We start from the raw sequence: 18,602 nt of genomic DNA on the forward strand, positions 1-18,602 counted from the left end.
GGGTTGCTCGCATTGTATGAAGATAATGGCGGTAACTTAGAGTGCCGTTATTTATGCCGCTGGTATTACAGGCGACGAAAGCGACTTTCCACCTGAAAAGTCTCAGAGGTCAAATAACGCTCCAGATCGCGCAGACGTTGTTCACTGGCTGCCAGTTCTTGTTCAACTTGCTTCATCCGCTGACGGGCAGGGATTCGGCTATGTAAATTTGCTTCTTCGACCGGTGCACTTTCCAGAAAAAACACCATGGTGAAATAGACCACTACGGTAACAAAGAAGAAACCAAACACTAATGCTAACAGGGCTAAAATTCTAACCACCAGTACCGGAATGCCCAGATAACGCGCAATTCCCGCACATACGCCGCTAATCATGCCTTCATCAGGAATACGATACAGTTTATTGTTCATTAACGTTGTCTCCAGTTTGGATGTTCTTCATCCAATATAGCTTCCAGAGTCTGAATGCGGTCACGCATTCTTTGCGCTTCATCAGTAAGTTTTGCTAACCGTTGCATATCTTGCTGATTCAACTGACCACCATCGCTCTGTTTTCCACGGTAGTGCAGCCAGAGCCAGATAGGGACAACAAACAAGATAAATATTGTCAGCGGTATGGCAAGTAAACCCAGTAGCCAACTCATTGATATTCCTTCTTATCTAAAATTCTTAGATTGTCGCTTATTCATACCTTCTGAATAAGCGACCTCATCAGCCTGTTATGATTAGGCGTCTTTATTCATATTCATTTTAGCTTTCAGGGCCGCTAATTCATTATCAATTTGCTCGTTAACTTTCAGCTCAGTGAATTCCTGACTCAGGCTCTTCGACTTACCGAAACCAACGCTTTGCCCTTCTGCTTCCATATGGTCAATGCGACGCTCGAACTGTTCAAAACGTGCCATTGCTGCGTCAATCTTACCACTGTCCAGTTGACGGCGAACATCGCGTGAAGAACTGGCTGCCTGATGGCGTAAGGTTAGTGCCTGCTGGCGAGCGCGGGTTTCACTCAGCTTCGCTTCCAGTTCACCAATTTCATTACGCATACGGTCAAGCGTTTCATTGACGATGACCAGCTCTGACTGCAGCACAGAGACCAAATCAGCAACTTTTTGCTTTTCAATCAGTGCAGCACGAGCCAGATCTTCTTTATCTTTACGTAAGGCCAGTTCAGCTTTTTCCTGCCATTCAGCTTGCTGAGCTTCCCCTTGTTCAATACGGCGAGATAACTGCTTTTTCTCTGCCAGTGCACGAGCTGATGTTGAACGAATCTCTACCAGTGTGTCTTCCATTTCCTGAATCATCAGGCGAACCATTTTTTGTGGATCTTCAGCCTTCTCTAATAAACTGCTGATGTTAGCGTTTACGATATCAGCGAAACGAGAAAAAATACCCATGGTTATGTCCTCTTCTACAGTGGTTAATCAATTAACTGGCATATATTGCCATTCAGGTTAGTTACTATAGATATATCAAGAAGCGTGCCAACTTTTAGAAAAATTTAATTAACTGATTTTAAAGTAAATTTATTTTTCTTGCTATTTGCACATGAAAAATGGTTTGATGAAAAAAACCAATTATTAGCGAAATTAACCATGACCGACGTTATTGATAACATTATTGGTGAAGCAAATAGCTTTATTGAAGTGCTGGAACAGGCATCTCAGGTAGCCCCACTAACCAAGCCGGTATTAATTATTGGCGAACGCGGTACGGGGAAAGAGTTGATCGCCCATCGTCTGCATTATCTTTCCAAACGTTGGCAAGGCCCTTTCATCTCTCTTAACTGCGCCGCGCTGAGTGACACTCTTCTGGATTCAGAACTCTTTGGTCATGAAGCTGGCGCATTTACCGGTGCACAACGCAGGCATCTAGGACGTTTCGAACGTGCCGATGGCGGAACGCTATTTTTGGATGAGCTGGCCAATGCGCCGATGTTGGTTCAGGAAAAACTTTTGCGGGTTATTGAGTATGGTCAGTTAGAGCGGGTTGGCGGTACTCAACCCTTACAGGTTGATGTGCGTCTGGTTTGTGCCACCAATGAAGATCTACCTGCCATGGCGAAAGCCGGTAAATTTCGTGCCGACCTGCTCGATCGTTTGGCATTTGATGTTATCAACCTGCCGCCATTGCGGGAACGTCGTCAGGACATCATGTTGCTGGCGGACAATTTTGCCATCCAAATGTGCAGAGAACTGGAATATCCCTTCTTCCCCGGCTTTACACCTCAAGCCGTCGAAACATTAATCAACTACAGCTGGCCAGGAAATATTCGTGAGTTAAAGAATGTGGTGGAACGTTCGGTTTATCGCCATGGGGAAAATGAAACGCCGCTGGATAATATTATTATCGACCCCTTTGTGCGTCTCACCTCCCGTATTGATTCAGAGAAATTATCAGCCACCAACACCGATGAACAAGTTACAGGACTGCCGGCATTACCGCTCGATCTGAAACAGTGGTTATCTCAACAGGAACAGTCAATGATAAGCAAAGCACTGGAACAATCGCAATATAACCAACGTCAGGCAGCTAAACTATTGGGTCTTAGTTATCATCAATTAAGAGGGATGCTGCGCAAAAATGAGCAGACCAAATAGCAATAACGCTCGGTTTTCAGACGGCTTTCGCACAATTGCTATACGGTTTTAACGAAACATCGCTTAAGCAATGCTAAGCATTGGGATGACGGCTATACTCCTGTATAATCGATAACTTGAACTATATATCAAAGAATCCTTTATATATGCGCGGTTTAAAAATTGGGGCGTTGCTCTGTGCCGGTTTTCTTATTCCTGCATGGGCAGCACCAACCGGGAAACTGGAAACGCCACCCTTGATTACCACTCCTGAAGCGACACCGGCAGTGGTGCCATCAACACCTGCTCAGCCAGATATTCGCCAGAGTGGTTTTGTTTATTGCGTCAGCGGTGTTGTTGATAGCTTTAACCCACAAATAGCCAATGGCGGAGTGATGATTGATACCATTGCCGCACAGCTATATGACCGCCTGCTGGATGTTGATCCCTATTCTTATCGATTGATCCCTGAATTGGCAGAACGTTGGGAAAGTCTGAATAACGGCGCAACTTATCGTTTCCACCTGCGTAAAGGGGTTAGTTTCCAAACCACCGAATGGTTTACGCCAACCCGTACCATGAATGCGGATGATGTGGTATTTAGCTTTAGCCGAATCTTTAACGCCGAAGCACCTTACCATATGGTAAACGGTGGGCATTATCCCTATTTTGACAGTATGCAATTCTCCGACTCGGTGAAAAGCATTCGTAAAGTTAATGACTACACTGTCGATATTGAACTGCATAATGCAGACGCCTCTTTTCTGTGGCATCTGGCAACCCACTATGCTCCTGTTCTCTCTGCCGAATATGCAAATAATTTGACTCGTACTGGCATGCAGGAACGTATCGATCGTCAGCCTGTGGGCACCGGCCCTTTTCTGCTTAATGAGTATCACCCGGGGCAATTTGTTCGCCTGTATCGTAATAAAGGTTATTGGCGCGGTTCACCTAAGATGCAACAGGTAGTTATCGATTTAGGTGCTGGCGGTACGGGTCGTCTGTCTAAATTACTAACCGGTGAATGTGATGTTCTGGCTTATCCGGCAGCCAGTCAGCTTTCTATATTACGTGACGACCCTCGTTTGCGCATTTCTCTACGTACCGGTATGAATGTCGCCTATCTGGCTTTTAATACCGGAAAGGCGCCTTTCAACGATCGTCGGGTTCGTCACGCGATTGCACTGGCTATCAATAACCCACGCCTGATGCAGTCAATTTATTATGGTACCGCTGAAACCGCGTCATCTATTCTTCCACGTACTTCATGGGCTTATGACAATGAATCAGAAATTACTGAGTACAATGTTGAAAAGTCTAAACAGTTATTGAAAGAAGCGGGAGTGAATAACCTTCGGTTGCACCTGTGGGTACCTACTGCCTCTCAGGCTTATAATCCCAGTCCATTGAAAATGGCAGAACTGCTTCAGGCCGATTTAGCCAAAGTGAATATTAAGGTCACCATTGTTCCGGTTGATGGTCGTTTTCAGGAGCTTCGTCTTAGCGATGACGCGCACGACCTGACATTAACCGGTTGGGCGACTGACAGTAACGATCCTGACAGTTTCTTCCGTCCACTACTCAGTTGTGCTGGTATTGATTCACAAACCAACTATGCCCTTTGGTGTAATCAGGAGTTCGATCAGCTGTTATCCAAAGGGGTGACTTCTCAGGATCTTTCTATGCGAATTGAGACCTATACTAAAGCTCAGAAGATTCTGGCAGAAGAGCTACCCGTACTGCCATTGGCCTCGTCACTACGAATTCAGGCTTATCGATACGATATTAAGGGGCTGGTATTGAGTCCGCTGGGCAACGTTTCATTTGCCGGTGTCTATCGGGAAAAATCAGAGACGAATAATAAATGATTATTTATATTCTCAGGCGGCTACTGCTGGCATTAGTCACCTTACTGATTCTGACCTTTGTTAGCTTCAGTATTTCTTACTATACGCCAAATGCGCCATTGGCTGGAGCACACCTGCTTGACGCTTATGCTTTTTATATGGAAAGTCTGCTTCAGGGGGAATTTGGTACTTCAGTGATTAACGGACAGATTATTGGTGAACAGTTAAAAATCGTGTTTCCTGCCACTCTTGAACTCTGTGTGTTTGCCTTTGTGATTGCTTTGGGTTTAGGGATTCCATTAGGCATTTTGGCAGCCATGTCGAAACAGAAATGGCCTGATTACATTATTACCTCTTTTTCTCTGTTCGGCTTCTCTATTCCTATTTTTTGGCTGGCACTACTACTGATGTTGTTTTTCTCGTTAACCCTTGGTTGGTTACCGGTTTCCGGCCGTTACGATTTGTTGTATCAAATTAAGCCAATTACCGGCGTTGCCTTAATTGACGCCTGGCTCTCTGATTCACAGTATCGTGAAGAGATCATTATTAGTGTATTGAAGCATCTGATTCTACCCGTACTGACGCTGGCCCTGGCTCCAACTACAGAAGTTATTCGTCTGACGCGCCAAAGCGTTACGCAAATTATTGGACAAAACTACATTAAAGCTGCAGCGACGCGTGGTCTGTCTCGCTTTACCATTATTCGTCGTCATGTGCTGCACAATGCTCTGCCGATGATAATGCCTAAGCTGAGTTTGCAGTTCTCCACTATGTTAGCCTTAGCGATGATAACTGAATCAGTGTTTAACTGGCCGGGTTTAGGACGTTGGCTAATACAGGCCATTCGTCAGCAGGATTTTGCGGTAATTTCAGCGGGCATTGTTGTCATGGGGAGCCTGTCTATCGCGGTTAACCTGATTGCCGATATCTTTAGTGCCATGACTAACCCTTTCAAAAATAAGGAGTGGTATGCTTTCCGATAATGTATACCGCGAGAAGAAAATGCCAGGGGCCGTGAGTTATATCTGGCAGCGACTCCATAAAGACATTCTGGCGATGATTGGTCTTTACGGTGTGCTGATGTTGATTGTTTTGTGCCTGTTTGGTGAGCTGATTGCGCCTTATCAGCTCGATCAGCAATTCCTCGGTTATCAGCTTTTGCCACCGTCCTGGTCGCGTCACGGTGATGTCTCTTTTTTCCTGGGCACTGACGATTTAGGTCGGGATTTGTTAAGCCGTCTGCTTAATGGTGCTGCACCAACCTTCGGAGCAGCATTACTGGTTACATTGGCCGCTGCTTTTTGTGGCACCCTGCTTGGCTTATTGGCTGGCGTCAGTCATGGATTACGTTCCGCAGCGCTGAACCATATGCTGGACATATTACTGGCGATCCCTTCGTTGCTACTGGCAATCATCGTCGTTGCCTTCCTGGGGCCCCGGCTGGAACATGCCATGTTCGCAATCTGGCTGGCGCTATTACCCCGGATGGTTCATACCATCTACAGAACCGTGCACGATGAGCTGGAAAAAGAATATGTTATTGCAGCTCGTCTGGACGGGGCATCCACGGCCTATATTTTGTGGAATGGTTTGCTGCCGAATATCGCGCCAGTATTGGTTACAGAATTTACCCGTTCGCTATCCATGGCAATTATGGATATCGCTGCGTTAGGCTTCTTAAATCTTGGTGCTCAAATGCCATCCCCCGAATGGGGCTCCATGTTGGGAGATTCTCTGGAGTTGCTGTATGTTGCTCCCTGGAGCGTAATGTTACCTGGGGCTGCCATTATGATTAGCGTATTGCTGGTCAATCTTCTCGGCGATGGGTTATACCGAGCTATTTCTACGGGTGATGAATAATGCCTCTACTCGATATTCGTAATCTCACCATTGAATTTATGACGGCGGATGGTCCGGTAAAAGCCGTCGACCGCGTTAGCCTGACCCTGACCGAAGGGGAAATCCGGGGGCTGGTGGGAGAATCCGGCTCAGGAAAAAGCCTGATAGCAAAAGCCATTTGCGGTATCAGTAAGGATAACTGGCGCATTACCGCAGACCGTTTTCGTTTAGATGATATCGACTTACTCAAGCTTACCCCTCGCCAGCGCAGAAAATTGGTTGGCCATAATATTTCGATGATCTTTCAGGAACCTCAATCTTGTCTCGATCCATCCGAGCGAGTCGGTCGCCAGTTAATCCAGGCAATTCCGGGATGGACTTATAAGGGTCACTGGTGGCAGCGCTTTAACTGGCGTAAACATCGGGCTATCGAACTATTGCATCGGGTCGGTATTAAAGATCATAAAGATATCATGCGTAGTTTCCCTTATGAGATCACTGAGGGTGAATGCCAGAAAGTGATGATCGCCATTGCGTTAGCGAATCAGCCAAGATTGCTGATAGCCGATGAGCCAACCAACGCCATGGAACCCACGACTCAGGCACAAATCTTCCGCTTGTTAGCCAGAATGAATCAGAACAACAACACCACTATTCTGCTGATTAGTCACGACCTGCAAATGATGAGTAAATGGGCAACCCGGATTAACGTAATGTACTGTGGTCAAACGGTAGAAAGTGCGTTATGTGATGAACTGTTGACCGCACCTCACCATCCTTATACTCAGGCGTTAATTCGTGCAATGCCTGATTTTGGTCGAGCCTTACCCCATAAAAGCCGTCTAAATACCCTGTCGGGAGTTATTCCCTCTCTTGAGCATTTACCTATTGGTTGTCGTTTAGGACCTCGTTGTCCTTATGCACAGAAAAAATGCATAGAAACACCACGCTTGAGAGATGTGAAAGGCCATAAGTTTGCCTGCCATTTTCCTCTTAACTATGAGGAGCCATCCTGATGGGTACCTTACTTGAAGTCCGTAATTTATCCAAAACCTTCCATTTTCGCACCGGGCTGTTTCGCCCTCACGAACTGGAGGCTGTGAAACCCGTCAGTTTTATTCTGCGTGAAAAACAGACTATGGCGATTATTGGTGAGAATGGTTCGGGTAAATCAACGCTGGCAAAAATGATTTCAGGCATGATTAGGCCCACTTCAGGAGAAATGATGATCGGAGATCATAAACTGGAATTTGGCGATTATGGCTACCGCAGCCAGCATATTCGCATGATATTTCAGGATCCGAACACATCATTTAACCCACGGCAACGCATCGGGCAATTGTTAGATATTCCGCTTAAGCTGAATACTAACCTGGAGGCCTCCGCGCGGGAAAAACAGATCAATCTGACCTTGCGTCAGGTGGGCTTACTCCCCGATCATGCTTACTATTACCCACAGATGCTGGCTTCCGGGCAGAAACAGCGGGTAGCTCTGGCCAGAGCCTTAATATTGCAGCCTAAAATTATCATTGCTGATGAAGCCTTGGCTTCGCTGGATATGTCCATGCGTTCACAGTTAGTGAACTTAATGATGGAATTACAGGAAAAGCACGGTATATCCTATATCTATGTGAGCCAGCATCTTGGGATGATTAAACACGTCAGCGACCAATTGCTGGTAATGCAAAATGGTGAAGTGGTTGAACGGGGTAATACGGCAGAGGTTATCGCTTCACCTTTGCATGACATTACTCGCCGTATGATTAATAGCCACTTTACCGAAGCGCTAACGGCTGACCACTGGCGTAAAGATGTTTCAGATATTTAACTACAGGCAGAAGCACTCGGGGACTAAAAAATATCCGATTACGTTGCCTGTTTCATATCACTGATCGGAGCAGTATGACAAACATGCACTATCCATCGTAGTTGCATGATAGAATCGCTTCGTTTTTTTAACAATGACTGCTCCGGATATACACCGGCAGCCATAAAATTGACTACAAGGATCATAGCTATGGGTTTTTTAACCGGTAAGCGCATTCTGGTTACTGGCGTTGCCAGCAATCGTTCAATCGCCTTTGGTATTGCACAAGCAATGAAACGTGAAGGTGCAGAACTGGCGCTGACTTATCAGAATGAAAGACTGAAATCTCGCGTAGAAGAGTTTGCTAAAGAATTAGGCTGTAATATCGTATTACCATGTGATGTTGCTGAAGATTCAAGCATTACTGAGCTGTTTGCTCAACTGGCTAAAGTATGGCCTAAATTCGACGGTTTCGTTCACTCTATCGGCTTTGCCCCTGGCGACCAGTTAGATGGTGACTATGTGAACGCGGTAACCCGTGAAGGCTTCAACATTGCTCACGATATCAGTTCTTACAGCTTTGTAGCCCTGGCCAAAGCTTGCCGCAGCATGTTAAATCCTGGCTCTGCGTTACTGACTCTTTCTTATCTGGGTGCTGAGCGCGCAATTCCAAACTATAACGTTATGGGATTAGCTAAAGCCTCTCTGGAGGCTAACGTTCGTTATATGGCTAATGCAATGGGACCTGAAGGCGTTCGCGTTAACGCCATCTCCGCTGGCCCAATTCGTACCCTAGCTGCTTCCGGCATTAAAGACTTCAAAAAGATGTTGTCTCACTGTGAAGCCGTTACCCCTATTCGTCGTACTGTGACCATTGAAGACGTAGGTAACTCAGCAGCCTTCCTGTGTTCTGACCTGTCTGCAGGTGTGAGTGGTGAAGTTCTGCACGTTGATGGCGGTTTCAGCATCGCTGCAATGAATGAGCTTGAGCTAAAAGCCTAATCCTCATGTAATTTCGGCTTACTGCTGATGCGGTAAGCCGAAATATTCTTAACTACATTCTTAATAACAAATTAGAAATTATTACAAATAACGGCACAGATAGGCCGTACTCTCACATACCTGCACGTTAAACTCACTTTTCCCTGGTACATGGAATGACTCCCCAGCGGAAAAAACTGTCCATTCCGTCGCACCCGGAAGCAATACTTTAAGAGAGCCAGTAATGACCGTCATCTCTTCAGGTTGCGCCGTGCCAAAGTTATATTCACCTGCCGCCATCACCCCTACGCTGGAACGACCAATGCTCCCATTTTCAAAGCCAATCGATTTTACTTTTCCGGCGAAATATTCATTTACATTGAGCATAATTGGGTACCTGATGTGAGTTGTAAAACAGAATCTTTATATTAAGAAAATCAGTAAATTATTGTCACAAACAAAATGTCAGTTTGTGAGGCATAGCCGATATTCACCTTTTTATTATCGAACACCCCCATCATGACATATCAATTAATTATGGTAAACGACAGGATAAGCTTGCTCCGGACTCGCCTTTTGTGTAAAACAAGCCATCACAAAAATGGTTAACTCATTGAATAGCGCTCCTCATATATGTTTCAAAATAACCCGCTGCTCGCTCAGCTTAAACAGCAACTTCATGCTAATACTCCACGGGTTGAAGGCATTGTTAAAGCCACCGAAAAAGGGTTTGGCTTTCTTGAAGTAGATAATCAAAAAAGCTACTTCATTCCACCTCCACAAATGAAGAAAGTCATGCATGGAGACCGCGTTTCAGCCACTATCCATACGGAAAAGGATCGTGAGTTGGCGGAACCGGAAACGCTCATAGAGCCATTTCTGACGCGCTTTATTGGTCGTATTCAACAGAAAAATGACCGGTTAATGGTGGTTCCCGATCACCCAATGATTAAAGATGTCATTCCGTGCAAGCCGGTAAAAGGATTGACTCATGCTTTAACTCAGGGGGATTGGGTCGTCGCAGAGATAACCAATCATCCATTGAAAGATAATCGTGGGTTTCAGGCGCAAATCAATGAGTACATTACCCATGGGGATGACCATTTAGCACCATGGTGGGTGACATTGTCACGTCATCAATTAGAACGTACAGCACCAGAATGGACGTCAGAATCTATTCAGGATGACGGGATTGTTCGCCGTGATTTAACCGAATTAAACTTTGTTACTATTGATAGCGAATCTACCGAAGATATGGATGATGCGCTGTATGTTGAACAACTGGATAATCAGTTACTTCGACTTTCCATTGCTATTGCCGATCCCAGTGCTTATGTCGCTGCCGGGAGTGAACTGGATAACATTGCTTTAAAACGCGCGTTTACCAATTATTTGCCGGGTTTTAATATTCCAATGCTCCCAAGAGAGCTGTCGGATAACCTTTGTTCTTTACAGCCAAATCAACGTCGTCCAGCACTGGTTTGTCAGGTGACTATCTCTCCTGATGGCTCAATCAGTGATGATATTGAGTTTTTCTGCGCATGGGTAACGTCTAAGGCTAAACTTGACTATGAAAAGCTTTCAGACTGGCTGGAAGGTATCGACGGCTGGAAACCAGAACAACCTGAAATAGCTCAACAAGTAGAATTGCTGCATCAGGTGGCATTACGTCGCATATCCTGGCGCACAGAACATGCACTGGTATTTAAAGATCGTCCTGACTATCGCTTCATTCTTGGTGAAAATGGTCAGGTATTGGATATCGTTACCGAATATCGTCGTATCGCTAATCGTATTGTTGAAGAATCAATGATTGTGGCCAACATCTGTGCTGCTATCGTATTAAAGACGCGATTAGGTTATGGCATCTTTAACGTTCATGCGGGTTTTGACCCTACCGTGGTCGATCAGGCGATCAATATTCTGGAACTGAATGGAGCAGAATTTAATAAAGAGAAGATCCTGACGCTTGATGGATTCTGCGAACTTCGACGTTTCCTGGATAAACAGCCAACATCCTATCTGGATAGCCGTATTCGCAAATACCAAACTTATGCAGAAATCAGTACAGCGCCAGCGCCTCACTATGGATTGGGTTTGGAAGCTTACGCTACCTGGACCTCTCCAATCCGTAAATATGGCGATATTATCAATCATCGCTTATTAAAAGCCTTAATTCACGATCGCCCCTCTACAGCGCCAGATGAAAGTGTCATGCAGCCGCTGACAGAACGCCGTCGGGCTAATCGCATTGCTGAACGTGATGTCAGTGACTGGTTATATGCTCGCTTTTTACAGGATAAGGCTGGAACAGATATTCGCTATCAGGCAGAAATTATGGATATCTCCCGTGGGGGTATGAGAATTAAACTGATAGAAAATGGCGCCGTAGCCTTTATTCCGGCGCCATTTATTCACCCAGTGCGTGATGAACTGGTTTGTAGCGCCGAAAACGGTACTATACAGCTCAATGGCAATGTGATTTATCGTCAGGGTGATTCACTGGAAGTGACTATTGCTGAGGTTCGAATGGAAACGCGCAGTATTATCGCTCGCCCGGCACCCTCACTCTCTTAATTCCATTTATTATTCTTATCTTTTGAATGCGCTCTTATTTTCAGAGCGCATTTTTGTTTTATTGTCGATTATTCTTTATCCGCTACATTAAAGAGGTTATAACATTATCAATAGCTAATGTTTCACTCTTCCTTCATATAGCCAAACGGGAGCATTATTATGACGATTACTTCGCTGAGCGTACGAATTCCCGCTGAGTTAAGAGCAAAATTAAAAGTTCAGGCAGAACACAATAAACACTCAATGAATGCTGAAATTATCAAACGACTGGAGGAAAGTTTTATCCACCAGACAGAACCCACTTCCTCTGTAAGCAAAAAGACCACCGCAGGTAACGTCGAACTTCCTGCAGCTGATGTGAACCGCATTCGTAAGGTTTTGAAGAAAGCCGCGAAAGAACTAAAGAAAAAAGCGGATTAAGCAATAATAGCCCCTGTTCTGGTTCTTTAAAGGCAATAAAAAACCCGCTTAGTGCGGGTTTTTGGCAATTCGGTTATTGTGTAATAAATTACAGAGCAACAACTTCAGCCGCAGACGGGCCACGTGGGCTGTCTTGAATAGAAAATTCAACATGCTGGCCTTCTGCCAGAGTTTTGAAACCATCATTAACGATAGCGGAGAAATGAACGAACACATCTTTGCTGCCATCAGTTGGAGTGATGAAACCAAAACCTTTACTTTCGTTGAACCACTTAACGTGACCAGTTTTCTTAGACATTACAAAAATTCCTATTGATGTTTAACCTGCCAAAAGGCACGAAAGGCCGGTAGTTGTGGTTACTTATGTTAAGCACTAAGAAGAGAACCTGGAAGAAGTTAAGGATAACGAACTTGCCGGGAATAACTTATTCAAAATGACTTATCTGAAGTAGCTCTATTTTACTGACCAAAATCATTACCGCATATCCAATAAATTTAGGCAAGGTGTTTTCAGCAACTGAATAAAAAATTAGATCAAGAGCACATATTTTTGTTTTTTAATTGGTATCGAAACGGTTAAGCAAATACGCCATCAAGGTTCTTATCCGAATATTAATTTAACATCAGCCATAATGAGACATTAATTTCATTAACTAAACTAATCCCACCAATCTGCAATGCAAAAAAACTTATTAACTGTTAGAATGAACGACCTATTTATACTATAAATTCATTTGCGCAAGAAAAATAACGTGAATTCTCTTCCCTATCTCGCAGGCTACCCGGAACATCTCCAACTGCAAGTAGCTCAACTAGTTAAGCAAGAAAAATTGGGGACTTTATTACTAAGTCGCTACCCTGTGCCACATATCTACGCCACTGACAAAATGTTATATCAATATGTAATGGAGATAAAAAACCAATACATGAAAAATGCTCAATTAGTTAGCAAAGTTTGTTACGACAATAAAATCCACATTATCAAACATGCGTTGGGGCTACACACTTCAATATCACGAATTCAGGGTAGTAAATTAAAGTCAAAGGCAGAAATAAGAATATCAAATCTATTCAAGTCAGCCCCGGAAGCATTATTACGAATGATCGTGGTACATGAATTAGCACACTTAAAAGAAAAGCAGCACAATAAAGATTTCTACAATTTATGCTGTTATATGGAACCGGACTACCATCAGTTGGAGTTGGACACTCGACTTTATCTTACCTACCTGGATAAATACGGTGCACTTTATTCTGATGTTAATCCGTAAAAGAATTATTCATCATCAAAGGAGGCAAAAGTTTGCTCGCCCTGATGACTTTCTCTGATCTCTCTGGCTACCAGAGCAATAGCTTCTCCACTGCTCATCCCCTCAGCCATTAATTGCTGAATGCGCTCTACCGCATCTTGCTGCTGATCGTGACGAAGTGCAGGTGAACCAATTGTAGTCATATATTTCAATGTTCCCGGTAGGATAAACAGCTGCATAATTGCACAAAACCCTATTACAACGGTTATAATAGCACAGAATGATACATAGCTGAGAATATCTCCCGTTAATCTCGACTATTCAACCAAGAATTTCAGTGATGATGGCCAATGAACGATATTCTTCAACTTTTTATCCAGCGTTTTCAGCTTCAACTACCGCCACTGGCCAGTGAAACTCACCAGCTACGTAAAGCGGCAGTCTTGATCCCGATAATTAATGGCAGACAACCCTCTTTGCTACTCACTAAACGCTCTTCGGGTTTGCGTAAACATCCCGGTCAGGTTGCCTTTCCTGGCGGTGCGACGGATGATTCGGATGTATTGCCAGAAACCACCGCACTCCGGGAAGCCTACGAGGAGGTTGGACTCAATCCGGGATGCGTTGAGATTATTGGTCAACTACCAGCAATGGACAGCGTTAGCGGTTTTCAGGTTACCCCGGTTGTTGGGGTGCTACCAGCAGGATTAAATTTCGTTAAAAATCATCATGAAGTGGAAGCGTTATTTGAAGTTCCTTTGGCGTTCGCATTAAATAGCGAAAACTATCATTTCATTGATATTGTTCGCCGTGGTAAACCCTTGCGCATTTACTTTCTTTATTACGCAGATAATCTAATTTGGGGTCTTACCGCCGCCATCCTTCAACGCTTAGCGCTTCAAGTTAAAGGATTTATCTCCTTTAACTAACGGGTAACTAAACTTATTTTTGCAACTAATTCGTTTTTGCTTTTTTACTAGTCAAAAAGAAAGCAATCATCAACAATAATATACCTTTCAATACACTATATTTATAGCCGAACACTATGCAAAAAGACTATAATTAACCCATGAGCCAAGATGAAATCTTATACAGATAAATTCAGGCAGGTCATTTGACTGATGATTGTCCCTGGTATTTTTACGGTTATTTCTACTTTCGGCCAAATGATAAAACAAGTTTACCTATTGAGGAGTTTTGTGTGATTAGCGTTTTCGACATGTTCAAGATTGGTATTGGCCCGTCCAGTTCACATACCGTTGGTCCGATGAAAGCGGGCAAAGAGTTTGTCGATGATCTCTGTCATAAAGGACTAATCTCTTCTGTCAGTAAAGTCGTCGTGGATGTTTACGGTTCACTTTCGCTGACGGGCAAAGGTCACCACACTGATATTGCTATTATTATGGGTTTGGCCGGTAATTTACCTGCCACAGTAGATATTGACGCAATTCCTGGTTTTATTCGTAGTGTTGAAACTACCGAGCGCCTGCCGCTGGCAAATGGTCAGCAAGAAGTTGATTTCCCTCGTCAGGGCGGCATGGTTTTTCACAGTGATAACCTGCCGTTGCATGAAAATGGCATGACGATTACCGCTTTTGCCGGTAATAAAACCATTTATACCAAAACTTATTACTCCATCGGCGGAGGTTTTATTGTTGATGAAGAAAACTTTGGTAAAACATCTGAAAATGAAGTGACGGTGCCTTACCCGTTCAAATTTGCAACAGAACTGTTGGACTTATGCAAACATCACGGTCTGTCTATCTCTGGTCTGGTAATGCAAAACGAACTGGCAATGCACAGTAAAAAAGAGATCGAAACTTATTTTGCGGCAGTATGGCAAACCATGCGTGATTGTATTGACCGTGGTATGAATACCGAGGGCGTTTTACCAGGTCCACTGCAAGTACCTCGTCGTGCAGCCCCACTACGCCGTATGCTGATCTCTTCGGATAAATTATCTAATGATCCAATGAATATCATTGATTGGGTCAATATGTTTGCCTTAGCGGTGAACGAAGAGAATGCGGCAGGTGGTCGGGTCGTCACCGCACCAACCAATGGTGCCTGCGGCATCGTACCCGCCGTTCTGGCTTACTATGATCAGTTCATTCAACCGGTAAGTCCGGAAGCCTATATTCGCTATTTCATGGCATCAGGTGCCATTGGTACACTGTATAAAATGAATGCTTCAATTTCTGGTGCTGAAGTTGGTTGCCAGGGTGAGGTTGGTGTCGCCTGTTCAATGGCTGCTGCGGGACTGGCAGAATTACTTGGCGGTAGCCCTCAACAGGTTTGTGATGCCGCCGAAATCGGCATGGAACATAACCTGGGATTAACTTGCGACCCTGTCGCAGGCCAGGTTCAGGTGCCTTGTATTGAACGTAACGCCATTGCTTCAGTTAAGGCGATTAACTCAGCGCGTATGGCACTGCGTCGTACCAGTGAACCGCGTGTATCGCTGGATAAGGTCATTGAAACCATGTATGAAACCGGTAAGGATATGAATTCCAAATACCGTGAAACATCACGTGGTGGATTAGCTATCAAGGTTGTTCACTGCGATTAATATCGTTCCAACGCCCTCTTATTAATTGAGAGGGCGTTTATAATGTTCTGCACTTACCTGACTTATCACCTGCTCACCAACACAATTGCCTGTTTTCCCGATTAAATCTCTCACCGACATTGACACAACCAGATAAATCATTAGGTTAATAGCTGTATTTCAGCAATTGGTTCAATTTTGCCAGCTGAATCTAGTTTTTTATATGGAGAAGAAGTTAATGCGGGAATATTTACTGCTTATTTTAAGCAAATTGGGCATTGAAGCCACACCAATGATTATTCTGGTTCTGACACTAACCATGATCATTCTACTTTCTGTGGTCATTCACCTGTTTCTTCACCATGTGATCCTCAAAAGCATGAGAAAAAGTGAGGCTAAAAATCATAAATTTTGGCGTCAGTTGCTTATAGAGCATAACCTGTTTGATCGTTTATCTTTTGTATTACAGGGTATTATTGTTCACGTGGTTTCATCACTCTGGTTAACGCGCGATCCGGAAGTTCTGGAGTTTATTCTTACCTGTGCACAGTTGTGGATCCTGATTTACGGTCTGCTTTCTCTGTTTTCTATGCTGGATACACTACTTAGCCTGTCTCAGAGAACCAAAATCGCCAGCCAGTTGCCACTAAGAGGTATTTTTCAAAGCGTTAAGCTGATAGCGGCTATCTTTATCGCTATTCTGATTATCTCGATTTTGATTGGTAAATCCCCTGCTCTGTTACTGAGCGGTTTAGGTGCCATGACGGCTGTTCTGATGTTGGTATTTAAAGATCCAATTCTGGGACTCGTCGCCGGTATTCAACTATCAGCTAACAATATGCTAAAGATTGGCGACTGGCTGGAGATGCCAAAATATGGGGCTGATGGTGCAGTATTAGATATTGGCTTAACCACGGTAAAAGTTCGTAACTGGGATAATACAGTTACCACCATACCGACTTATGCTCTGATTTCCGACTCGTTTAAAAACTGGCGTTCTATGTCAGAATCCGGCGGTCGTCGCATCAAACGTAGCATCAGAATTGATGCTACCAGCGTCAGCTTTTTATCCCCAGAGCAACAACAATCGCTACAACATAGTTATCTGCTTGAACCTTATATTGAAAGTAAGGCAAAAGAGATCGAACAATATAATCATCAACATCATATTGATTTGAGCCTGCCCATTAATGGCCGCAGATTAACCAATCTTGGTACATTACGTGCCTATATTCACGCCTATCTAAAAGCACATCCGGGAATTCACCAGAATATGACCTTAATGGTCAGACAGTTAGAGGCAAGCTCAGAAGGTATTCCTTTGGAAATTTACGCCTTTACCAATACGGTTGCCTGGGTTGAATATGAAGGTATTCAATCGGATATTTTCGATCATATCTTCTCTATCATTCCACAGTTTGGTTTGCGATTGCATCAGACACCAACCGGTAGTGATATGCGGGCAATGGTTAACAACCTGGCCTAAAAATGGGATGTTTTAGTATGACGGGGCTTTAGGTCCCGTTTACTATTTTTTGCGGTATAAACGGATGTAAAAATCGGTTTCACAATAAAAATCGGTATTATCAGAAAGCTCAGCGATCAACTGTTCTGAGGCTTTCCAGGCAAACGGTGTCATTTGTAGTAAATTAACCGTCTGCTCACCCGGTAAATTCAATCCATAGCTTAAACGCTGACTTTCTATCAGATAAAACCCTTCTATTTGTTCTTCACTATCTTCATGAGATTGAGGGGTTTGATAGATCAGCCCTTTAAGCTGTATTAAATGATTAGGGGCGGGAGTAACCGCCACAATCAAACCATCTGGCTTAACTACCCGGCAGAGCTCCTGAGCCTTACAGGGCGCATAGATTCTTAATACAGCATCCATAGATTGGTCACTGAAGGGTAAAAGATGGCTGGATGCGACACAAAATTCAGCAGAACGATAACGTTTGGCGGCTGAACGTATTGCACCTTTTGCAATATCCAGGCCATACACCGCAATGTATCTGCGTTGTTTTAATTCTTCAGCGATAAGGCCGGTGTAATAACCTTCGCCACAACCGATATCTAACAGTGCCTGAGGCGATAAATCATCAGGTAATGAACTATCCAGCAGTGCGAGAATGGCATCTCTTAATGGCTGATAATAACCCGCATCCAGAAACTGGCGGCGGGCTTGCATCATCATTTGGTTATCACCGGGATTTTTAGATTTTTTGTGTTGAACAGGCATCAGGTTCACATACCCTTCTTTTGCCCGGTCGAACTGATGGCGATTACTGCATTGCCATACCTGATTGTCCAATTGCAACGGTTGATGACAAAGTGGACATTGATATTGCATAGCGAAATCCCGGCGAAAATAATGGATATCGGAAATACCGATATGTTAGTAAATAAAATTTTTATGAAGGAAGTATAACATTAAAGCAGCAAGGTTTGAGAGGCGTGTTAATTGTGATTTAACACGTTAATAATGCAGAAACTTTAATTAATCTCTTCCTCCATATCGTTGTCAATTAACTGATTAAAATGCGATAACATCCGTTGCTAACAGACCGCGGGAAGTCTTATAAGTAGAAAACTCTACGTTTTGCCCTTCAGTCAATGATTTAGTGGATGTCGCGATTGATTTACGATCTACATAAAGTTCACTACTACCATCAAGTGGAGTAATTAAACCGATACCTTGGTTTTTATCAAACCATTTTACGAGTCCCATTCTTAGGGTCATAATTTTTACCTCTTA

At 43.9% G+C, this 18,602-nt stretch carries 21 protein-coding genes; 13 read left to right on the top strand and 8 right to left on the bottom strand.

What is annotated here, in order from left to right:
* Window positions 1–65 precede the first annotated feature (65 nt).
* From pspC to pspA, 3 genes are all read right to left on the bottom strand, one after another.
* On the bottom strand, window positions 66–410 hold the full coding sequence (gene pspC / locus EKN56_RS08295; protein ID WP_130591344.1) for an envelope stress response membrane protein PspC: 345 nt from the start codon (window positions 408–410) through the stop codon (window positions 66–68).
* Window positions 410–643: an envelope stress response membrane protein PspB gene (pspB, locus tag EKN56_RS08300; protein WP_130591345.1), complete on the bottom strand. Its 234-nt coding sequence runs from the start codon at window positions 641–643 to the stop codon at window positions 410–412. The genes pspC and pspB overlap by 1 nt, the downstream gene beginning before the upstream one ends.
* 81 nt (window positions 644–724) lie before the next feature.
* Window positions 725–1,396, bottom strand: a complete 672-nt coding sequence (pspA, locus tag EKN56_RS08305; RefSeq protein WP_130591346.1) for a phage shock protein PspA — start codon at window positions 1,394–1,396, stop codon at window positions 725–727.
* Between the two features lie 198 nt (window positions 1,397–1,594).
* Here pspA and pspF point away from each other — a divergent pair, with 198 nt between their 5' ends.
* The 7 genes from pspF (at window position 1,595) to fabI (ending at window position 9,073) form a co-directional block, all read left to right on the top strand.
* Complete coding sequence (gene pspF, locus EKN56_RS08310) at window positions 1,595–2,599, top strand: phage shock protein operon transcriptional activator (RefSeq protein ID WP_130591347.1); 1,005 nt, start codon at window positions 1,595–1,597, stop codon at window positions 2,597–2,599.
* Window positions 2,600–2,745: 146 nt separating this feature from the next.
* On the top strand, window positions 2,746–4,446 hold the full coding sequence (gene sapA / locus EKN56_RS08315) for an ABC transporter substrate-binding protein SapA (RefSeq protein ID WP_130591348.1): 1,701 nt from the start codon (window positions 2,746–2,748) through the stop codon (window positions 4,444–4,446).
* Window positions 4,443–5,408, top strand: coding sequence for a putrescine export ABC transporter permease SapB (gene sapB / locus EKN56_RS08320; RefSeq protein WP_130591349.1), 966 nt, complete (start codon window positions 4,443–4,445; stop codon window positions 5,406–5,408). Before sapA ends, sapB begins: the two co-directional genes overlap by 4 nt.
* Window positions 5,395–6,285, top strand: a complete 891-nt coding sequence (gene sapC, locus EKN56_RS08325; RefSeq protein WP_130591350.1) for a putrescine export ABC transporter permease SapC — start codon at window positions 5,395–5,397, stop codon at window positions 6,283–6,285. Before sapB ends, sapC begins: the two co-directional genes overlap by 14 nt.
* Window positions 6,285–7,280: a putrescine export ABC transporter ATP-binding protein SapD gene (sapD, locus tag EKN56_RS08330; protein ID WP_130591351.1), complete on the top strand. Its 996-nt coding sequence runs from the start codon at window positions 6,285–6,287 to the stop codon at window positions 7,278–7,280. Before sapC ends, sapD begins: the two co-directional genes overlap by 1 nt.
* Complete coding sequence (gene sapF / locus EKN56_RS08335) at window positions 7,277–8,092, top strand: putrescine export ABC transporter ATP-binding protein SapF (RefSeq protein ID WP_130591352.1); 816 nt, start codon at window positions 7,277–7,279, stop codon at window positions 8,090–8,092. Before sapD ends, sapF begins: the two co-directional genes overlap by 4 nt.
* A 189-nt stretch (window positions 8,093–8,281) precedes the next feature.
* On the top strand, window positions 8,282–9,073 hold the full coding sequence (gene fabI, locus EKN56_RS08340) for an enoyl-ACP reductase FabI (protein WP_130591353.1): 792 nt from the start codon (window positions 8,282–8,284) through the stop codon (window positions 9,071–9,073).
* Window positions 9,074–9,154: 81 nt separating this feature from the next.
* Here the strand turns inward: fabI and ppnP are convergent, their stop codons facing one another.
* Complete coding sequence (ppnP, locus tag EKN56_RS08345) at window positions 9,155–9,439, bottom strand: pyrimidine/purine nucleoside phosphorylase (protein ID WP_130591354.1); 285 nt, start codon at window positions 9,437–9,439, stop codon at window positions 9,155–9,157.
* Between the two features lie 246 nt (window positions 9,440–9,685).
* Here ppnP and EKN56_RS08350 point away from each other — a divergent pair, with 246 nt between their 5' ends.
* Window positions 9,686–11,629: an exoribonuclease II gene (locus EKN56_RS08350; RefSeq protein WP_130591355.1), complete on the top strand. Its 1,944-nt coding sequence runs from the start codon at window positions 9,686–9,688 to the stop codon at window positions 11,627–11,629.
* 159 nt (window positions 11,630–11,788) lie between these two features.
* Complete coding sequence (locus tag EKN56_RS08355) at window positions 11,789–12,049, top strand: Arc family DNA-binding protein (RefSeq protein ID WP_130591356.1); 261 nt, start codon at window positions 11,789–11,791, stop codon at window positions 12,047–12,049.
* Window positions 12,050–12,137: 88 nt separating this feature from the next.
* On the opposite strand, the gene cspE is transcribed toward EKN56_RS08355, so the two are convergent.
* Window positions 12,138–12,347: a transcription antiterminator/RNA stability regulator CspE gene (gene cspE / locus EKN56_RS08360; protein ID WP_130591357.1), complete on the bottom strand. Its 210-nt coding sequence runs from the start codon at window positions 12,345–12,347 to the stop codon at window positions 12,138–12,140.
* A gap of 454 nt (window positions 12,348–12,801) precedes the next feature.
* Between cspE and EKN56_RS08365 the strand changes: the two genes are divergently transcribed.
* Window positions 12,802–13,320 carry a M48 metallopeptidase family protein gene (locus EKN56_RS08365; protein ID WP_130591358.1) on the top strand — a complete coding sequence of 173 codons (519 nt, stop codon included), beginning with the start codon at window positions 12,802–12,804 and terminating at the stop codon, window positions 13,318–13,320.
* Window positions 13,321–13,325: 5 nt separating this feature from the next.
* On the opposite strand, the gene EKN56_RS08370 is transcribed toward EKN56_RS08365, so the two are convergent.
* On the bottom strand, window positions 13,326–13,538 hold the full coding sequence (locus EKN56_RS08370; RefSeq protein ID WP_407656536.1) for a YoaH family protein: 213 nt from the start codon (window positions 13,536–13,538) through the stop codon (window positions 13,326–13,328).
* A 111-nt stretch (window positions 13,539–13,649) separates the two neighbouring features.
* Here EKN56_RS08370 and EKN56_RS08375 point away from each other — a divergent pair, with 111 nt between their 5' ends.
* From EKN56_RS08375 to EKN56_RS08385, 3 genes are all read left to right on the top strand, one after another.
* Window positions 13,650–14,228: a CoA pyrophosphatase gene (locus EKN56_RS08375; RefSeq protein ID WP_130591359.1), complete on the top strand. Its 579-nt coding sequence runs from the start codon at window positions 13,650–13,652 to the stop codon at window positions 14,226–14,228.
* Between the two features lie 272 nt (window positions 14,229–14,500).
* Window positions 14,501–15,868: an L-serine ammonia-lyase gene (locus tag EKN56_RS08380; RefSeq protein WP_130591360.1), complete on the top strand. Its 1,368-nt coding sequence runs from the start codon at window positions 14,501–14,503 to the stop codon at window positions 15,866–15,868.
* A 217-nt stretch (window positions 15,869–16,085) separates the two neighbouring features.
* Window positions 16,086–17,333 carry a mechanosensitive ion channel family protein gene (locus EKN56_RS08385; RefSeq protein ID WP_130591361.1) on the top strand — a complete coding sequence of 416 codons (1,248 nt, stop codon included), beginning with the start codon at window positions 16,086–16,088 and terminating at the stop codon, window positions 17,331–17,333.
* Window positions 17,334–17,375: 42 nt separating this feature from the next.
* On the opposite strand, the gene rlmA is transcribed toward EKN56_RS08385, so the two are convergent.
* Entirely contained in the window at window positions 17,376–18,197 is an 822-nt protein-coding gene (gene rlmA / locus EKN56_RS08390) for a 23S rRNA (guanine(745)-N(1))-methyltransferase (protein ID WP_130591362.1), read from the bottom strand.
* 183 nt (window positions 18,198–18,380) lie between these two features.
* On the bottom strand, window positions 18,381–18,587 hold the full coding sequence (locus tag EKN56_RS08395; RefSeq protein ID WP_130591363.1) for a cold-shock protein: 207 nt from the start codon (window positions 18,585–18,587) through the stop codon (window positions 18,381–18,383).
* Window positions 18,588–18,602: the final 15 nt, after the last annotated feature.

Source organism: Limnobaculum zhutongyuii, assembly GCF_004295645.1.
In the GTDB taxonomy this organism is placed as follows: Bacteria; Pseudomonadota; Gammaproteobacteria; order Enterobacterales; family Enterobacteriaceae; genus Limnobaculum; species Limnobaculum zhutongyuii.

Coding starts and splice junctions, on each gene's coding strand:
- pspC (WP_130591344.1), bottom strand. CDS start 410: ATGAACAATAAACTGTATCGTATTCCTGATGAAGGCATGATTAGCGGC.
- pspB (WP_130591345.1), bottom strand. CDS start 643: ATGAGTTGGCTACTGGGTTTACTTGCCATACCGCTGACAATATTTATC.
- pspA (WP_130591346.1), bottom strand. CDS start 1,396: ATGGGTATTTTTTCTCGTTTCGCTGATATCGTAAACGCTAACATCAGC.
- pspF (WP_130591347.1), top strand. CDS start 1,595: ATGACCGACGTTATTGATAACATTATTGGTGAAGCAAATAGCTTTATT.
- sapA (WP_130591348.1), top strand. CDS start 2,746: ATGCGCGGTTTAAAAATTGGGGCGTTGCTCTGTGCCGGTTTTCTTATT.
- sapB (WP_130591349.1), top strand. CDS start 4,443: ATGATTATTTATATTCTCAGGCGGCTACTGCTGGCATTAGTCACCTTA.
- sapC (WP_130591350.1), top strand. CDS start 5,395: ATGCTTTCCGATAATGTATACCGCGAGAAGAAAATGCCAGGGGCCGTG.
- sapD (WP_130591351.1), top strand. CDS start 6,285: ATGCCTCTACTCGATATTCGTAATCTCACCATTGAATTTATGACGGCG.
- fabI (WP_130591353.1), top strand. CDS start 8,282: ATGGGTTTTTTAACCGGTAAGCGCATTCTGGTTACTGGCGTTGCCAGC.
- ppnP (WP_130591354.1), bottom strand. CDS start 9,439: ATGCTCAATGTAAATGAATATTTCGCCGGAAAAGTAAAATCGATTGGC.
- EKN56_RS08350 (WP_130591355.1), top strand. CDS start 9,686: ATGTTTCAAAATAACCCGCTGCTCGCTCAGCTTAAACAGCAACTTCAT.
- EKN56_RS08355 (WP_130591356.1), top strand. CDS start 11,789: ATGACGATTACTTCGCTGAGCGTACGAATTCCCGCTGAGTTAAGAGCA.
- cspE (WP_130591357.1), bottom strand. CDS start 12,347: ATGTCTAAGAAAACTGGTCACGTTAAGTGGTTCAACGAAAGTAAAGGT.
- EKN56_RS08370 (WP_407656536.1), bottom strand. CDS start 13,538: ATGCAGCTGTTTATCCTACCGGGAACATTGAAATATATGACTACAATT.
- EKN56_RS08375 (WP_130591359.1), top strand. CDS start 13,650: ATGAACGATATTCTTCAACTTTTTATCCAGCGTTTTCAGCTTCAACTA.
- EKN56_RS08385 (WP_130591361.1), top strand. CDS start 16,086: ATGCGGGAATATTTACTGCTTATTTTAAGCAAATTGGGCATTGAAGCC.
- rlmA (WP_130591362.1), bottom strand. CDS start 18,197: ATGCAATATCAATGTCCACTTTGTCATCAACCGTTGCAATTGGACAAT.
- EKN56_RS08395 (WP_130591363.1), bottom strand. CDS start 18,587: ATGACCCTAAGAATGGGACTCGTAAAATGGTTTGATAAAAACCAAGGT.